We start from the raw sequence: 16,916 nt of genomic DNA, 5'->3' as shown, positions 1-16,916 counted from the left end.
ACAACGACGCTGAAACGGAGCCCGAACACCGGCTCCGTTCCTGTTTAACACAACATTACTCAACACTGTTGAAATAACGTGACAGACAAGTAACAATTACCCACCTTCTGGCAGGGATTTAGCCGGGTCAGTTCTTCCACGGACCGTACCACCCGCAGAGAGTCCCTTTTGATGAAGCACCTGAAATCTGGCTGGTTTACAGCTTTTACGAGACGCTTTGTCCGCCTGCCCATATTGCTGATGTTTGCCTTGGCCATAAACACTGCGTTTGCCAGCGATGCAAAGGTGTTTCGCTTCAACATTTCCCCTAACGGCTACCCGCCTTATATGATCGTTGATCAGGACGCGCCCTCCGGCATCATGTGGGACGTAGTTTCGCTGATTACCGAGCGCCTGGGTTATGAACTCGTCGCCAAAAAGATTCCCCGCAAACGCGTGGATCAGATGTTGCTGGATAGCTATATCGATGGCACTTCCCGGGCTATTGAATGGACACAAAACCCCGAAGACTTTCTGTTTACCGAACCAGTAGTAGATGTGCAGGAAGTGTTCTTTGCACCCAAAAGTACCGGTGAGACTTACCACTCCCCCGAAGACCTATTTTCAAAAACGGTCGTTACCCATTTAGGTTACATATACCCGGTACTGGAACCACACTTCGAGTCGGGTGCTATCAAGCGTTTCGACGTGCCCAAAGAAATAGATATGTTTAAATTTTTACTTCACGGCGACCGTTTCGATGTCGCGGTGATGGATTTGCTTGTGGGCAAGTGGATGCTGAAAAATGAAGGCTTGCAGGATCAGATCGTGTCTTCAGGGAGCATAAGCTCTTACGGCTTCCGGATTATGCTGCGCAAGGAATCCCGGCAATTTGCCGAGAAGTTCAACGCAGAACTGGCACGCATCCGCAAGAGCGGCGAACTGGCCGCTATTCTCGCGAATTACCGCTAAGAATATCCTGGAACAGAAACGGACGATTCATTTGCCGGAGGCATCACTTTATTCGAGGCGCCTTAACAGTAGCATAGGCGAAACACTCAATACTGGCCGGAGTTGCCAGCGCCCGAACAATGAAAGCACTACCGCACTGATTATCGGTATAGGCAGAACAACTTGCCAGTGCCAACTGAAGGCCCCCTCAAACATCCGGAACTGCAAGGCCCATACGGCAGCCTCTGCCGCTGCCACCCCAAGAATCCCGGCAAAGCCTCCTAGCAAGGCAAACTCCAGCATGGTGCTTCGTACCAGCAAGCTCTGGCGACCGCCCAGTGTGCGCAACAGTGCGCCTTCCCGCTGGCGATCCTGAAGCGTGGCGCTGACTACTGCGGCCATCACCACCAGGGCTGCTGCCAGTATCAACACCAGGATTGCCTCTATGGCCTGGGTAACCTGCCGAACAATTTCCTGTATGCGCTCAATGATGTTGTCAATTTCCAGCAACGACACTGTCGGGAAACGCCGGGAAAACTCATTCAGTTCACTTTTACGATCTCTGGGCAAGTGGAAGCTGGTTATCCAGGTGGCGGGCATATTGGTTAGAGCACCCCCCGGAGGAAACGCCATGTAGAAGTTGGGTTTCATGCTGTCCCACTGAACTGTGCGAATGCTGGTGACCGTTGCGTTGACCTTGTCGGAACCGATGGTGAACGTCAGCTCATCGCCCAACTCCAGGCCCAGCGCAGCCGCCAGATCGGCCTCTACGGAGACACCATCGGTTTGGCCCTCCTTAAACCAGCTGCCTTCGACAATAACGTTGTCAGCCGGAAGCGAGGGCATCCATGTGAGATTCAGTTCTCTGTTAAGGGCCCCTACTCGCTGGTCTTTACTCACCACCTCTTTTACAGGCTGCCCGTTCAGTTCTGTAAACCGGCCACGCACCATTGGATATAGCTGATCCAATGTCTGACCACGCTCCTCCCAATAGCCGGCAACCTCATCCACTGCATCCGGAGCAATGTTGATCAGGAAGTGATTCGGTGCATCGTCTGGCAGCTGTCCTTGCCAATCGTCCAGCAAGGAGGTGCGCACCAGAATCAGCGTTGTCGCCAGCATGAGCGTCATGGCAAACACGGCAATTTGCGACAGGCTGGCACGGCGATGGCGGTACAATCCAACCAACGCAAGGCGCCAGGCATGCCCGCCACCGCGAACCTTTCGCAGAGTTGCCACAAGCAGCCAACCCAGCACGCCCAGAGCACCCAGCAACAAAGCAAGGCCTCCCAGCAGGGAAATTACCAGCGACACCTCGCCCGCGTACAGCCACACCAGGCCAAACACAGCCACAATCGCAATCAACATATCAGGGAGGGCTTCGCGCCCGGTTTCGCCCGGTTGGCTGCGTAACACACGCATAGCTGGCACGTTTCTAAGGCGCCTGATGGGCGGATAAGCAAAAGCAAAAAGGGAAACGACCGCTGTTAACAGCGCGGGCGTGAGTGCGGCTGAATCCAACTGAAACGGCACCGGTCTTTCCAAGGCTTCGCTGAGCAATCGGGTGAGCACCCAGAACAGCGGCAAAGCTACCAGAAGGCCGCCGACCATACCGGTCACGCCCCAGAGCGCGAGCCGCTTAAGGTATAGCCTGCCGATTCCGGAACTGCCAAGACCCAGGGTTTTGAGCAGAGCCACGGTGTCGCGTTGGGAAAGCGCGTACTGCCGGCTTGCCACTGCCACAGCGACAGCCGCCAGTAAAACTGCAAGGCTGCCGCCTAACAGCAGGAAGCTCTCAGCACGATCCAGAGATCGTGAAAAAGTTTCACCATCGCGCACACCTTCCCATTCATGGCTCGGCTCCAACTGTGGCTGCAGCCATTGATAATAGCGTTCAAGAGACGCTTCCTCGCCGGCAAAGAGGTAAACGTATTCGACCCGGCTGCCTTCCTGCAGAACGCCTGTAGACGCCACATCATCCACGTGCATCATTACCCTGGGTGCGAGTGCAGAAAGGCTGAACCCACCGTCCGGTTCACGTAGCACCAGGCTCGACACGGTCAGTTTTCGGTTACCTACTTCCAGGGCATCGCCAATCTGAATATCCAGCAGCCGTAACAGCCTGGGGTTGATCCAGACTTCACCCGGCGCTGGCCCATTTTGAACTTGAACCCGCAAACCTTCTGACGGCCCCTGTATCTCGAGCTCGCCGCGCAATGGGTACTCGTTGCTGACCGCCTTTACCGACACTAGCTGAAAGGCATCCCGGCCAAACACCATGGTAGAGAACTCCACCATGCGACCGGTTTCCAACCCGCGATCCATGGCTTCAGTAATCCAGGGCTCAGGCACGGGGCGGCCATTCTCGGCTTCCAGTTGCCGGTCTGCTGCCAAGAATGAACTGGCTGAAGACACCAGAGTGCGTTGTAGCTGGCTGGCAAACAGAGCAATCGTCGCAACAGTCGCAACGGCAATAATCAGTGCCGCCAGCACCACCCTCACATCGCGCTCGCGCCAATCGCGACGTACAGACATCAGTTTTTTTGCAGCAGCCATCAGTAAGCAAGCTCCGCCTGAGCAACTGGCTCAGTTAACTCACCGGCCTCTATGTGGAACTGTCGGGAGCAGCGTGCTGCCAGTTGTTCATCGTGGGTAACCATCACCAGCGTGGTGCCCTGCTCCTGGTTCAGCGCCATCAGAAGGTCAGAGATTTCCTGCCCAGTGCGGTTATCCAGGTTTCCAGTCGGCTCATCAGCAAACAGAATGGCCGGGTCAGAAGCAAACGCCCGGGCAATGGCCACCCGTTGTTGCTCACCGCCAGATAGCTGCCGAGGTGTATGGGTAAGCCGCTCACCGAGTCCAACCCGCTCAAGTAATTCACGGGCACGTTTTTCCGGCGCGTCCATGCCGGCCAATTCCAGAGGCAGCATGACATTTTCCAGGGCAGTCAGCGCGGGCAGCAATTGGAATGACTGAAATACAAACCCGACCCGGTGAGCACGCAATTGGGCCCGCTCATCTTCACTTAACCGGCTTATAACGGCGCCATCGAGCTCAACCGTGCCTTCGGTGGGTGTATCAAGGCCGGCGAGCAACCCAAGCAAGGTGGTTTTGCCGGAGCCGGAGCGGCCGACAATGGCTACGGATTCTCCCCGATTGATTTCAAGACTGACCGCCTTCAATATCGTCAGCGTATCTGTTTCCAGACTTACACGATGGGTCAGGTTTTCAACGCGCAACATCGGGCGCTGGCTATCAGGATTTATAGTCTGCATTTTGTTTACGGAGCTCCCGGAACAAGCACGTTCATTTATCAAGGTATACGAGTTGTTTATGTACAAAGTGCTGCTGTATTCAAGATCGATCGCATTCATTCTGCTGGCATTTATTACCGTGCCCGTGATGGCCAGTCAGCAAACGTTGCTGATTGTGGGTGACAGCCTGAGCGCCGCCTACGGCGTGCCAACCGAAACCGCCTGGGTACAACTCTTGCGTGAGCGCTTACAAAGCAATGGCCTTGGCAACTGGCACGTGGTAAATGCCAGCATCAGCGGTGAAACCACCGATGGCGGTGTTCGCCGACTGCCAGAGCTGCTGGAAAAGAATAGCCCCTCCGTGGTGATTATCGAACTGGGTGGTAACGATGGCCTGCGCGGCTTTCCACCCAATGTAATCAAGTCCAACCTTGCAACCATGGTTGGGCATGTTCAGAACTCTGGCGCCCGCGCCATTCTGGTGGGAATACAAATACCCCCCAACTACGGCCAGCGCTACACGCAAATGTTTGCTGACATCTTTCCAGCGCTGTCAGACAGCTATAACACCGCTCTGGTTCCCTTCTTTCTCGACAGAATCTACGATCAGGAGAACCTTATGCAGGGTGATGGCATTCACCCTACTGCCGAAGCCCAACCCATACTCCTTGAAAACGTATGGCCAGTCCTCAAGCCTTTGCTTCAATAAAGTGAATCACACCACGCCCTGCAAAAATGCCAGGGCCCGGCGCTCAGACCAATAGATGCCGCCCTGCCCAAGCTCCACGAACCCCACATGGCCACCCCATTTGGGCGCATCCATACGCACGTGAGCGCCGAGTAAAGACGGCGATTCCGGGAAACATGCGGACGATAGAAACGGATCGTCCGCGGCATTAATCATAAGCGCCGGCACCCGGATATCTTTCAGCCTGCCCAATGCAGAACACTGCTCCCAATAATCCTCAGCGTTCTTGAATCCGTGCAGTGGCGCGGTATATCGATCATCAAAGCCATGAAAACTTTGGATTGAGTCAAAATCTGACACATCAATAAGTTCGGGAAATTTTTGCGCCTTTTCATGCATCTTTACGCGAAGATCCTTTAAAAATCGTTGCATGTAGATCTTCCGACTTGGCAAGGCAAGCTTATCTGCACTGCCCGCCAAATCGCAGGGTACCGAATAAGCCACTGCACCACAGATTCTGCTGTCAACGCGCTCGCCCTGCTCGCCGAGATACAACAGCGTAAGGTTGCCTCCCATGCTGAAACCGGACAGAAACACTGTTTGATAGCCTTGCGCCAAACCATGGCTCACAACCCTGCGCAGGTCCTCGGTGGCGCCGCTGTGATAAAACCTTGGCTGATGATTCATCACACCCCCGCAGGAGCGGAAATTCCAGGCCAGAACATCCCATCCTTCGGCCATCAGCGCCCTGGCGATCCCTTTCACATAGGGTCTCCGGCTATTTCCTTCCAGCCCATGGGAAATGATGGCCAAGCGGCCGCTCCCCTGACGATACCAATCGAGATGCAGCTCATCTTTATCGTCCGTGGGGAGCACTTCTGCTACCGGATCCTGCAGGTTTACCTTGCGAAACAACGCGGGCCATACCGATTGGACATGGCCACTGCGAAACCAGGGTGGAGGGCGATATTGATGAGCCATACTGCGGTACAAATTTTGACCTTTTATATCAGGGGGTTGACCAGCTAATTCAAAGCGACTACTATGCCGCCCGACTTGATGCTGTTCCCCGATAGCTCAGTTGGTAGAGCAACGGACTGTTAATCCGTTTGTCGCTGGTTCGAGCCCAGCTCGGGGAGCCACTTAGTCAGAACACCTGCCCACGCTGCATGAACTCTGTCAGCACACGATACAGCGTAAAGCCATCCTCAGTACCGATCAGCTCACGAATCGAGTGCATGCCGAATTGCGGCACGCCAATATCCAGTGTTGTCACCCCCAGATTTGCAGCCGTAATCGGCCCGATGGTGCTGCCACAACCCATATCACTGCGCACGACAAAGCTCTGGTGCGGCAACCCCAATTCGTCACTGATATGCCGATAAACCGCGGCAGACCGGCTGTTGGTTGCGTAGCGCTGGTTATGGTTCACTTTGATAACCGGACCCTGGTTCAAAATGGGACCATGGTTTTCATCGTGCTTATCGATGAAGTTGGGGTGAACACCGTGGGCATTGTCGGCTGATATCATCATCGAGCGCGCAATGGCTTTTGCCTTGCCGGCGCCACACCAGCGGTCAAGAACCGCAGTCAAAAATGGCCCCTGAGCGCCCTCGGAAGATACGCTACCCACTTCTTCGTGGTCGTTACACACCAGCAGCGCCGCCTCGTCACCTGAGGTACTCAGCAAAGCCTGCAGGCCGATGTAGCAACTCAACAGGTTATCCAGCCGTGCAGACGCAATAAATTCCTCACGCAGCCCGACAAAGCCAGCTTCCTGGGCATCGTAGAAGCCCAGTTCATAACCAAGAATCTTGCGCACCTTGAGCCCGGTCTCACTGGTTATCTGCTGGCCCAATAGGTCGTGAAAGCTGGTGCTATCGTCTTCCGCAACTTGCATCAGCACGGGCGGAAGATCTGTCTGCGCATTCACTGTGCGCTTGGTGTTGGCTTCTCTGTCCAGATGGATTGCGAGGCTGGGAATGAACGCCACCGGCTTACGGAAATCCACCAGTGTATCCGCGACCTTCCCATGGCCATCCAGGAACGTCACCCTGCCGGCCAGCGAAAGATCCCGGTCGAACCACGGGTTCATCAGCACGCCTCCGTAAACTTCGACACCCAGCTGAAAATAGCCTTTGCGGCGCAGTTCGGGGTTGGGCTTAACCTTTAGGCACGGGCTGTCGGTATGAGCGCCAACCATGCGGATACCCGATGCAACGGCATCGTTTGTTCCGGTGCGGAACGCTACGATAGACGACCCGTTGCGGATAACGTAATAACTGCAATTTTCGTCAAGAGACCAATCTTCTTTTTCATCCAGCTCTTTGAAACCGGCTGCATCCAGCCTTTTTTTCATGGTTGCCACAGCATGCCAGGGCGTGGGCGATGCGTTCAAAAACTTCAGTAAATCTTTGTTGAATTCAGCTTGTTCCATGGTGTCCCTGATAGAATGATATGGATTGCTACAGTATGGCATGAAGCCTTAATACCTCATACCTGACCAACAGACATTAATCGCCTTCTTTAAAACCTTGAACTCACTGTACGCCACCCACTAAACGGAGCCTGCCATGTCGACACCAAGATTTCTCGATATCGAGTACTGCCAGACCGAAGATGCCCTGTTTCCAATTGCAATGGCCTGGTCACTGGAAGACGGCCAAATGAAAACAGTGGTTATTGCTCCAGTGGATGAATGGCTACCGGAAGACGGCGACTTCGGCGACATCGATCTGGACTACCTGGCCGAACAAGGCGTGCCTTTAATTGAGCTTGTTCATGAACTGCACCAAGACCTGCCCGATCAAACCGTATACGTAGACGGGCTGGATCCGGACGAAATCCTGATTGATTTGATTTTTACCGCCATGGAGCAAGACGCACCTTTCGAGATCGCACCCATCACAGACCTGATCACCAGCATGGATAGCAACGCCCTGGAAGATCGCCGGCGCCAGTTGCTGTTTGATGAAAGTCTTGAGCCCCAACTGCCGGAAAACGGCGTTTACGCTCTATTGTTGATGGCTCAGGAACATGGCCTGTTCGAGGAAGACTAAACTGTGACTTGGGTCGACGTAACAATCGGTTACACAAGGCAAACTCAGCCCGTAACCGCTCACGTCAGGAAACCCGATAATAATGAAAAAGGTTGTTCGATCGCACCTGATCCTCGCACTGCTGCCGGCTTGCCTGCTTCACTCTCATGCTTCCTTGGCGCAGGAAAAGCCACGGGAGGATAAACACTATGTGGGCTTGATAACCACAGCGTTTAACTACCGCACCATAGGTGAAGTCTCGAAAGAGCAGGCCACTGGTAGTGGCGCCGCATTGATTATGGGCACCCATATCACAGATCTGTTCCACGCAGAGCTACGTGCAGGCGGTGGATACAGGGATGCCAAAGTAGGCGATAGCGGCCTGACCCTAGCCGTTGACTACTTTGCCAGCTGGTACATGGGGCTGCACTACCCTGTTACAGACTATGCCAACGTCTACGCTCAGGCCGGATTTTCCTTTATCCACGGCACTGCTGAGATCAGCGATGAGAATGGGCCGGTACGATCCGAATTCGAGGATATGGAAGGTGATTTTCCCGACAGCAGCTTCGGCGTAAGCTGGGTATTCGGGATGGACTTCGAAGTGTTTGACGACACTTACCTCGTATTAGAGGGCGGTAAATTCTTCAAGGATACTGGTACTGACGCCAACACCTTTCAGTTTTCTACCGGCCTGAAATACGAGTTTTGAAACACCTTCTCAATATTCAGATGGAATGCTACAGGCTTTTCCGGATGTGCCAGCACCGGTGAATTCTAGCATTCCTCTGAAAGTCCTTATCCAGAGTGCTTGCACTTACCTCTTCAACCTCGAACTCTGCGACCAACTCGTCATCAAGTTTGAAGCGCCGGAAGTTATTGGAAAAAATCAGCAAGCCGTCCGTACTTAACCTTGCCATGGCCTGGCGGATCAACTTGCCGTGATCCTTCTGAACATCCAATACACCTGCCATACGGGCAGAGTTGGAGAAGGTTGGCGGGTCCATAAAGATCAGATCGTAAACCTGATCAGGTTTGGGCTTTGCAGCCAACCACGCCAGACAATCCGTCTGCTCTACCTTGTGCTTCCGTGGATCTGCCGCGTTCAATCTGAGGTTGTCCTGAGCCCAGCCAACATAGGTGTTCGACAAATCCAGGCTGAGGGACCGGCTTGCACCGCCAGCAACCGCATGAACAGTCGCAGCACCGGTGTAACAGAACAGGTTCAGGAAGCGCTTGCCCTGAGCGTTCTGCTGTATCCAATGGCGCACAGGGCGATGATCAAGGAATAGCCCGGTATCAAGATAATCCTTGAGGTTCACCTTGAGGGTGACACCGTGTTCCTTTACTTGAAAGAACTCGCCACTGGCATCCTGCTTTTCATACTGGCTTACGCCAGCCTGACGCTGCCGCTGTTTGCACACCATCTGATCCCGCTCAATGCCCAGGGCTTCCGGAATAACCGCCAGCGCTTCGGCCAGACGATCCCGTGCGGAACGCTCATCAATGGATTTGGGGGCAACGTATTCCTGCACATGCACCCTGCCCTCATACATATCGATCGCCAGCGCATACTCCGGCATATCCGCATCGTACAGGCGGTAACAGCCTATATTTTGTTTGCGCGCCCACTGACCGATGGTTTTCATGTTTTTCTTGAGTCGGTTTCGCAGCATGGCGGCACGCTCTTCATTCGCGATACGCGGCAAAACTTCACCCGGTAGTCCAGGCTCACGAGGCGTGCGTACGCTCGCCTCGTCAATGGTGAACAGAAGCAGTTGTGCTGGTAGCTTGCCGTTAAACAGCTTGTACTGTTTGAAACTGCGCAGGCCGATGGACTTACCGAACTCCGGAGCACCCGTGAACACGCCCAGGCGCCATCCTGATGCGGCTTCTTTTACAGCATCGCCAAGTGATTCGTACAGGCCTGCCAAAGCCTGCCTGTCGCTCAGGCGTTCGCCGTAGGGAGGGTTTACCAGAACCAGTCCGGATTCTGACCGATTCTCACCCAATGAAAGCTCTTCAATTGGTTGCGCATGGAACTCAATCAAACCTTCAAGCCCTGCTCGCTGCGCATTATTGCGGGCAGTGGAAATGACCCGGCTATCCTGATCGAATCCCAAAAACGTCGGTATTCTGCCCTGCTTGCCTTCGTAAGCCCGCTTCTCAGCCTCTTGCCGCAAAGACAGCCAGGTTTCAGGTTGGTGGCCCAACCATTTTTCGAAACCAAATCGCTCCTGACGTCGGCCAGGTGCTATATCCAACGCCATCAGGGCCGCTTCGATTACCAGCGTGCCCGAGCCACACATCGGATCAATAAAATCACCACCCGCCGCTGCAATTTCAGGCCAGCCCGCTCGCAATAGCAACGCAGCTGCAAGGTTTTCCTTCAGAGGCGCAAGACCTTGTTCTGTTCGATAGCCGCGCTGGTGCAGGCTGTGCCCGCTGATGTCGATACCTAATGCCAGTCGACCACGATGTAACCGTGCAGACACGGTGACATCCGGTGTTTTTGCCTCAACTGCTGGGCGCTTTCCGCCGCCCAACGTAAACCGGTCTACGATTCCGTCTTTTACCCGCTGAGCACCAAACTGGGTGTTACGGATTTCTTCGTTTTCACCAATGAAGTTGACCCGGAAGCTGCCATCCACCGGAATGTGCTTCTGCCAGTCGATGTGAACAACGCCATCGTAAAGCTCATCGGCGCTGGTAGCCGCTACTTCGTCGATATGGAGAACCACCCGGTTCGCCAAACGCGACCACAGGCAGGCCCGGTATCCAGCCTCAAGCGAGCCCTCTACCCATGCGCCAGCCGGTGCGTTTTTCACCAGCCCGAGACCGAAGGTGCCGAGCTCGTCCGCCAGAAGGTACTCAACACCCTTTGGGCAACTTACAAAAAATACAGGTTTGGACAAGTTCAACTCCAGGCTCTTTAGGCAACTCTCGCTAAGTCACGGGAATTGCAGCGTTCATAGGTTTTAGGTAATCGCTTATTCAGTTTAGACCAAAAAAAGCGATCCGTTAGATCAAAATGATAGTGTACTTCTGCTCGAACTTCGGCTTACCTTGTAGGTGACGCGTCGTTCGGAAAGGGGTAACTCCCTTTCGTTAACAGGATCCTGACTGCTCTGGCTGGAGCTGGCAATAGTGGGTTATCCCGGAGTGGATTCCACATGTCACAGCCACTGCAGAAGTGTACACGCTTGTTCTGTTAATCCATTAGTGAGGAACGGCATGAAAAGACAGAAAAGAGATATGTACGCTCGTGCATTCAAGCGGGGTTACCTCGCTGGCGTATCCGGAAAGTCCAAAGACAGCTGTCCGCTCGACCAGGCAGAAGTTCGCCAGGAATGGCTGAACGGGTGGCGAGAAGGCCGCACAGATCAATGGGATGGCATGACCGGCGTCTCTGGTATCCATAAAATGGCAAACGTCACCACCGCGTGATATTTGCTAAACCCCGACTTCTTAATCTGATCTTTTGTCACACCATTTGACGCAGTATTCAGCACAACCAATACGGGGCCTCCCGCCCCGTCTCATGCGCTGATGAGCGCAACGGGGTTAACTCCCCGTGAGGGCCCGCATTGCGGGCCCTTCCTTTACCGGAGCTTCCGAATCGCCTCGACGGTTTCACCAATCAGTTCGGGCCCCCGGTATATAAAGCCAGTATATAGCTGAACCAGTTTGGCACCGGCACGGATTTTTTCAGCCGCACTCTGGCCATCGGTAATACCGCCCACACCGATAATCGGCAGTTCATCACCAAGCTCTGCATACAGCCCTTTGATTACCCTTAAGGACGCTTCTCTAACCGGTGCACCACTAAGCCCTCCGGCTTCTGCCCCATAAACGTGGCCGGCAACGGCATCGCGGCTTATGGTGGTGTTTGTGGCGATAACTCCATCCAAGCCAGCCTCTTTCAGAGCTGACGCAACAAACCTTATACCTTCGTCATCCATGTCCGGTGCAATTTTAACGGCTATAGGCACGTAACGACCGAGCTGGCTCTGGCACTTCAGCTGTTCATCCTTGATGGCGTGGAGTAGGCCTTTCAGTGAATCACCAAACTGAAGATCCCGTAAACCCGGCGTGTTCGGTGATGACACGTTTACAGTGATGTAGTCTGCCCGGCTATAAACAGCTGCAATGCCCTTACGGTAATCCGACTCGGACTCTTCGTTTGGCGTATCTTTGTTTTTACCAACATTAATGCCGAGAATGCCTCGGTAGCTGCGTTTGTCTACTCGCTCCAGCATGTGGGCCAAGCCTTCGTTATTGAACCCCATGCGGTTAATGATGGCCTGATGCTCTGGCAAGCGGAACATGCGGGGTTTCGGGTTACCGGGCTGGGCCAGCGGTGTAACGGTTCCAACTTCAATAAACCCAAAGCCGAGGGCGCCCAGAGCGTCCAGATGATCTGCATTTTTATCCAGCCCTGCTGCAAGCCCCACCGGGTTGGGGAAATCAAGCCCCATCACGCTGACTGGCAGTGCTTCCGTTTTAGGTGATAAAGCACCTAGCAGACGCAGGCGATGCGCCAGATCCAAGCCGTTCAATGCAACAGCATGTGCCTGTTCGGGTGGTAACCGGAAAAGCAGGTTGCGGATAACGCCGTACATCTGAAAACTCCTCAATAAAACGTGCTCGCGAGTATACCGGAAGTTTTCCACAGCGGCCCGGTAACATAAAACAACAGCGCTAAACATCTGTATACTTAGGCCCTTGGGAGCTTTTCCACGGAATCTGTGGATAACCCTGTTGAAAATCGCGGAGCATCCTTGCCTAACCCTTGCAATCTGCGCCCATCTACAGATTGATCATTTTTTGATCAGTTTATTTTTCTTTTATTTTCAACATGTTATTTAATTTTTACTTAAAATAGAAAAGATTCTGAACAAACTGTCATTCAAAGCCACTACTGCTATGATGTGTATAAATCAAGCAGGAATACAGAAATTTTCGGAGTTTTTTTCAATGCAGCAACCCGTTTCACCAGCCCAACGCAATCGGGACAACCTGGCGGTGGAAATGAAAGCAGCCTCCCGGGTTACGATTATAGGAATGATCCTTGATGCCTTCCTTGGCGTCATCAAGGTCATTGGCGGCACGCTTTTTCACTCCCAAGCTCTTCTGGTTGACGGAATTCACTCTTTTACGGATGTAGCATCCGATGTTGTTGTGCTGGGCGTAATGAAAGTCTCCCGCCAGGAACCGGATGATTGTCATCCATACGGACATCAGCGCATCGAGACCTTTGGCACCCTGGTACTTGGTAGTATCTTGATCGCTGTGGGTGCAGCCCTTGCCTGGGAAAACACCCTCAGGCTGATTGAAGGCGATGTTGACCACATTCCCGAATGGCCAGTGCTGGTCGCCGCAGCCATTTCTGTTGTGGGAAAGGAGTGGATTTACCGCTACACCAAGCACGTCGGCCTGGCCATCCGCTCAGATTTAATTATCGCCAATGCCTGGCACAGCCGCACCGATGCCCTTTCTTCTCTGGTGGTTCTGGTTTCAACCGCGGGCGCCATGCTTGGATTTGTATGGCTGGATATGCTCGCAGCCGTAGCGATTGCGGTGATCATTATCCACATTGGCTGGAAGTTTACCTGGGACAGCGTTCAGGAGCTTGTAGACACCGGGTTGTCACCCGATGATACCGAAATGCTGAAAACCATAGCGCGGGAAACTGACGGCGTTTTAAACGTGCACGAACTTCGCAGCCGGCGTATGGGGCAGGATATTCTGCTGGATATCCACTTGGTCGTGCGCCCGGAAATCAGCGTGTCCGAAGGGCATCAGATAGGTATGCAAGTGGTCGCCGGAATGCGCAATGCTCTGGACAACATTCTCGACATCAACTTTCACATTGACGCCGAGAATGACGAGGATCATGAGTTTGCAACCACCAAACAACTGCCCTCACGTGCAGAAGTTACAAGCATCATTGCGGAACACCTGGGCGAAATTCCCCAGCGTAGCCGGCTAAGACTTCATTACTTGAGAAACAAGCTGCACCTGGAGATTTTTCTGGATGAGGAGGACCCGGATTCAGTGTTTACGCTGGAAAACGTCCGGCTGCGTCTGGAACCTTACCCATGGTTTGGCAGTGTACGAATCTGGGTAGCTGGCCTGTAAGCCGGCCACCCGGCACCGGCAATTCAAAAGGTATTAACGGCGGCGATTCTCTTCCATTCTGGAAAGGAATTCCTGCATGATCAGCGTGTAAAGTTCGCCGCCGAGAAACAGGTCTTCAACGCCAGCATCAATACTCGGGTTATCGTTGACCTCAATAACGGCAACCCGGTTTCCGGACTGTTTGATGTCCACACCGTAGAGACCGTTACCGATCAGTCGCGTGGAGTTCAGTGCGGCCTGGATAACATTTCTCGGCACCTCATAAGTGGGCATGGTTTCGAACCCACCGCTCTCACTTGCTGACTCGCCATGTTGATAGATCTGCCAGTGGCCTTTCACCATCATATATTTGCACGCGTAGATGGCCCGGCCACCCAGTACGCCGATACGCCAGTCGTAATCGGTATACAGATACTCTTGCGCCAACACCAACGCTGACTGCCGGAACAGATCTTTCAACCCTGCCCTGAGGGATGCCTCATCTTCAGCCTTGGTCACTCCTCGGGAGAATGCACCATCCGGTATTTTAATAACCGCCGGAAAACCCAACTCCTGAATCACCTGTTCCACGGCATCTTTCTGGTCTTTTGAAAGAATCAGCGTTTTGGGCGTAGGTATCTTGTTGTTTTTCAGCAGGTCCGCCAAAAAGACCTTGTTGGTGCATTTCAGGATCGATGCAGGATCGTCAATCACCACCATGCCTTCAGCTTCGGCCTTACGAGCAAAGCGATAGGTGTGGTGGTCTATGGCTGTGGTTTCACGGATGAACAGGCCGTCGTACTCAGGCAAACGCATGTAATCCCGGCGCGTAATCTGCTCCACGTTAATACCCAGCTTACGTCCGGCTTTTTCAAAGCGTTTCAATGCCACCGCATCGCTGGGTGGCATTTCTTCATCCGGATTCACCAGAATCGCCAGGTCATAGCGATAGCGGCGGCGGGTTCGGGGCTTACGCCATACCATGCTGCTGAATCGATCCAGTGCGGCGGCAAAAACATCCTGGTCAGCCTCGTTCAGATCTGCAGGCGCAGCGGGCTTCATGGATTCAATTTGCCAGTTTTTCCTGCGCCGGAACACGATCTCAAGAATCGGGCAAGGAAACCGCTCAAACAAGGCCCGCGCCACCGGTTTAAGATCCGGATGCTCGGTTTGCCCGAAGTAGGTGCGAACCCGAACCTCGTGGGTGGCATTGCGCTCATCGCTGGCCGGATCAATGGCCGAGCCAGCCGCTTCCAGCCAATTGACGACACTCGCGTCGAGTTCTTCCAACTCCAGAGAGAATAACCCTTTCCGGCTCAAATCGTTCAGCGTCATCACAGACGGAACTACGTGGTGTCCCCGGGCTTCTGCCAGCAAGGAGCAGTAGTAACCACGGCTGAGGTATTTCGCGCTTTGACACAAGTTGATAACACGCACGCGACTGGTCGCTGGCGCAGAAAATTGCAGGTACTGATCGAACGTCAGTACATCCTCACTGGGGTAATACGGAGCCCAGTCCTTGGTGCGGTCTACAACGATAAGCAAACGAGACATTAAAGGCGCTCCTCCCCGGAGATAAATGCCTGGATAACACGCCGCAACAATACGCCGCTGCGGGTGCTAGAACAATCCACTGATAATGAGTGCTTTTACTCATAATAAGCGTATTTTCCAATTCGTTACTCTCAATCATAATAGCTGCATACGGGAAGCCTACCAGCATGCCCTATGCCTATATTCGCAAGGCCTAACCATGTCCGATTTGCAACTCCGGCAAGCCACAAGTGATGATCTGAATACACTTCTAAAGCTTGAGCATCGCTGTTTTACGGAAGACAGGTTATCTCGCCGAAGCTTCCGGCGTTTTCTGGACATGCCCCGTGACAGGCTGATTGTTGCAGAGGCAACAAAGGAGGGCGTGAGCGAGCTTTTAGGCTATTGCCTGGTGTTGATGAGCGCAGCAACCCGAATGGCGCGCATATACTCGATTGCGGTGCTACCAGCAGCGCGTGGCCGCGGTGTTGGTGAAAAACTGGTTAAGGCGGCAGAGCGCGAGGCCGCAGATGCTGGCCGCATTCTCATGCGTTTGGAAGTTCGGGAAGATAACGGCGGTGCCATTGCCTTATACAAGCGCCTGGGCTATCGGCAGTTTGGTACCTATCGGGACTACTACGAAGATCAAGGCACCGCTCTGCGCTTTGAGCGCCGCATCCTGTTTTATGAGCCGACACAGGAATTCCTGCCCGTACCCTATTATCCGCAAACCACTGATTTTTCCTGTGGCCCGGCCGCATTGATTATGGCTATGGCTGCGCTTGATGAGAAGCAATCCCTTACCACGCTGGAAGAACTCAGAATCTGGCGTGAGGCGACCACAATCTTCATGCTGGCCGGCCACGGTGGCTGCGGTCCCCATGGTCTTGCGCTGTCGGCATGGAAGCGTGGTTTTGAAGCCAGTGCCTGGATCAGCACGGAAGGCCCACTATTCCGGGACACGGTTCGCAGCGACGATAAAAAGCGGGTTCTGGAGCTGGTTCATGAAGGGTTTCTACATGATATCGGCCAAACAGACATCGAACTACACCACGACCCGCTGACGCTGGAGGCCATGGAGCAGGCTCTGCTTAGCGGCCAGATACCGGTCATACTGATCAGCACCTGGCAATTGAACCGCAGCCGCGTGCCTCACTGGGTCACGGTATGCGCCATAGACGACCAGTTTGTGTATTTGCACGATCCGGAAATAGACACGGACGACGGCGAAACCGTGGCAGACAAACAGTATTTACCGGTGGATAAACGGGTATTCAGCCAAATTTCTCGATACGGCAGCGTTCAGCCACTCAGGGCCGCTGTTATTGTTGGCCCCAAGCGCTGAAATGGTCT

At 53.7% G+C, this 16,916-nt stretch carries 14 protein-coding genes and 1 tRNA gene; 8 read left to right on the top strand and 7 right to left on the bottom strand.

What is annotated here, in order from left to right; translation table 11 throughout:
• Positions 1 to 171: 171 nt before the first annotated feature.
• Positions 172 to 951, top strand: coding sequence for a transporter substrate-binding domain-containing protein (locus tag Q0824_RS00650; RefSeq protein ID WP_298446849.1), 780 nt, complete (start codon positions 172 to 174; stop codon positions 949 to 951).
• A 48-nt stretch (positions 952 to 999) separates the two neighbouring features.
• On the opposite strand, the gene Q0824_RS00645 is transcribed toward Q0824_RS00650, so the two are convergent.
• Together Q0824_RS00645 and Q0824_RS00640 are read right to left on the bottom strand one after the other, a co-directional pair.
• Positions 1,000 to 3,486 (bottom strand): FtsX-like permease family protein, encoded by a 2,487-nt coding sequence (locus Q0824_RS00645; RefSeq protein WP_298446848.1) that lies wholly within the window; start codon positions 3,484 to 3,486, stop codon positions 1,000 to 1,002.
• Positions 3,486 to 4,205, bottom strand: a complete 720-nt coding sequence (locus Q0824_RS00640; RefSeq protein ID WP_298446847.1) for an ABC transporter ATP-binding protein — start codon at positions 4,203 to 4,205, stop codon at positions 3,486 to 3,488. The genes Q0824_RS00645 and Q0824_RS00640 overlap by 1 nt, the downstream gene beginning before the upstream one ends.
• A 58-nt stretch (positions 4,206 to 4,263) precedes the next feature.
• Here Q0824_RS00640 and Q0824_RS00635 point away from each other — a divergent pair, with 58 nt between their 5' ends.
• On the top strand, positions 4,264 to 4,893 hold the full coding sequence (locus Q0824_RS00635) for an arylesterase (protein ID WP_298449467.1): 630 nt from the start codon (positions 4,264 to 4,266) through the stop codon (positions 4,891 to 4,893).
• 6 nt (positions 4,894 to 4,899) lie between these two features.
• Here the strand turns inward: Q0824_RS00635 and Q0824_RS00630 are convergent, their stop codons facing one another.
• Complete coding sequence (locus Q0824_RS00630; RefSeq protein ID WP_366521613.1) at positions 4,900 to 5,865, bottom strand: alpha/beta fold hydrolase; 966 nt, start codon at positions 5,863 to 5,865, stop codon at positions 4,900 to 4,902.
• A 73-nt stretch (positions 5,866 to 5,938) separates the two neighbouring features.
• Between Q0824_RS00630 and Q0824_RS00625 the strand changes: the two genes are divergently transcribed.
• Positions 5,939 to 6,014: transfer RNA gene (locus Q0824_RS00625), tRNA-Asn, on the top strand.
• Between the two features lie 5 nt (positions 6,015 to 6,019).
• Here Q0824_RS00625 and Q0824_RS00620 read toward each other — a convergent pair.
• Positions 6,020 to 7,309, bottom strand: coding sequence for a M18 family aminopeptidase (locus tag Q0824_RS00620; RefSeq protein WP_298446846.1), 1,290 nt, complete (start codon positions 7,307 to 7,309; stop codon positions 6,020 to 6,022).
• 136 nt (positions 7,310 to 7,445) lie between these two features.
• Here Q0824_RS00620 and Q0824_RS00615 point away from each other — a divergent pair, with 136 nt between their 5' ends.
• Positions 7,446 to 7,931, top strand: coding sequence for a hypothetical protein (locus Q0824_RS00615; RefSeq protein WP_298446845.1), 486 nt, complete (start codon positions 7,446 to 7,448; stop codon positions 7,929 to 7,931).
• 82 nt (positions 7,932 to 8,013) lie between these two features.
• Complete coding sequence (locus tag Q0824_RS00610; RefSeq protein ID WP_298446844.1) at positions 8,014 to 8,622, top strand: outer membrane beta-barrel protein; 609 nt, start codon at positions 8,014 to 8,016, stop codon at positions 8,620 to 8,622.
• A 28-nt stretch (positions 8,623 to 8,650) separates the two neighbouring features.
• Here the strand turns inward: Q0824_RS00610 and rlmKL are convergent, their stop codons facing one another.
• Positions 8,651 to 10,825, bottom strand: coding sequence for a bifunctional 23S rRNA (guanine(2069)-N(7))-methyltransferase RlmK/23S rRNA (guanine(2445)-N(2))-methyltransferase RlmL (gene rlmKL, locus Q0824_RS00605; protein ID WP_298446843.1), 2,175 nt, complete (start codon positions 10,823 to 10,825; stop codon positions 8,651 to 8,653).
• A gap of 319 nt (positions 10,826 to 11,144) precedes the next feature.
• Here rlmKL and rmf point away from each other — a divergent pair, with 319 nt between their 5' ends.
• Positions 11,145 to 11,357, top strand: coding sequence for a ribosome modulation factor (gene rmf / locus Q0824_RS00600; RefSeq protein ID WP_200204386.1), 213 nt, complete (start codon positions 11,145 to 11,147; stop codon positions 11,355 to 11,357).
• 155 nt (positions 11,358 to 11,512) lie between these two features.
• Here the strand turns inward: rmf and Q0824_RS00595 are convergent, their stop codons facing one another.
• Positions 11,513 to 12,532, bottom strand: coding sequence for a quinone-dependent dihydroorotate dehydrogenase (locus tag Q0824_RS00595; RefSeq protein ID WP_298446842.1), 1,020 nt, complete (start codon positions 12,530 to 12,532; stop codon positions 11,513 to 11,515).
• Between the two features lie 355 nt (positions 12,533 to 12,887).
• Between Q0824_RS00595 and Q0824_RS00590 the strand changes: the two genes are divergently transcribed.
• Positions 12,888 to 14,051 carry a cation diffusion facilitator family transporter gene (locus Q0824_RS00590; RefSeq protein WP_298446841.1) on the top strand — a complete coding sequence of 388 codons (1,164 nt, stop codon included), beginning with the start codon at positions 12,888 to 12,890 and terminating at the stop codon, positions 14,049 to 14,051.
• Positions 14,052 to 14,084: 33 nt separating this feature from the next.
• Here the strand turns inward: Q0824_RS00590 and Q0824_RS00585 are convergent, their stop codons facing one another.
• A complete protein-coding gene (locus Q0824_RS00585) occupies positions 14,085 to 15,584 on the bottom strand; it encodes a RimK family protein (RefSeq protein ID WP_298446840.1) in 1,500 nt (499 codons plus the stop codon).
• 199 nt (positions 15,585 to 15,783) lie between these two features.
• On the opposite strand from Q0824_RS00585, the gene Q0824_RS00580 reads away from it, so the two are divergent.
• Positions 15,784 to 16,908 (top strand): GNAT family N-acetyltransferase/peptidase C39 family protein, encoded by a 1,125-nt coding sequence (locus Q0824_RS00580; protein ID WP_298446839.1) that lies wholly within the window; start codon positions 15,784 to 15,786, stop codon positions 16,906 to 16,908.
• Positions 16,909 to 16,916 lie beyond the last annotated feature (8 nt).

Origin of the sequence: uncultured Marinobacter sp. (assembly GCF_947488835.1) — a bacterium.
Classification (GTDB): Bacteria; Pseudomonadota; Gammaproteobacteria; order Pseudomonadales; family Oleiphilaceae; genus Marinobacter.
The sequence above is the reverse complement of the archived record's forward strand: the minus strand, read 5'-3'. Positions and strand labels throughout refer to the sequence as shown.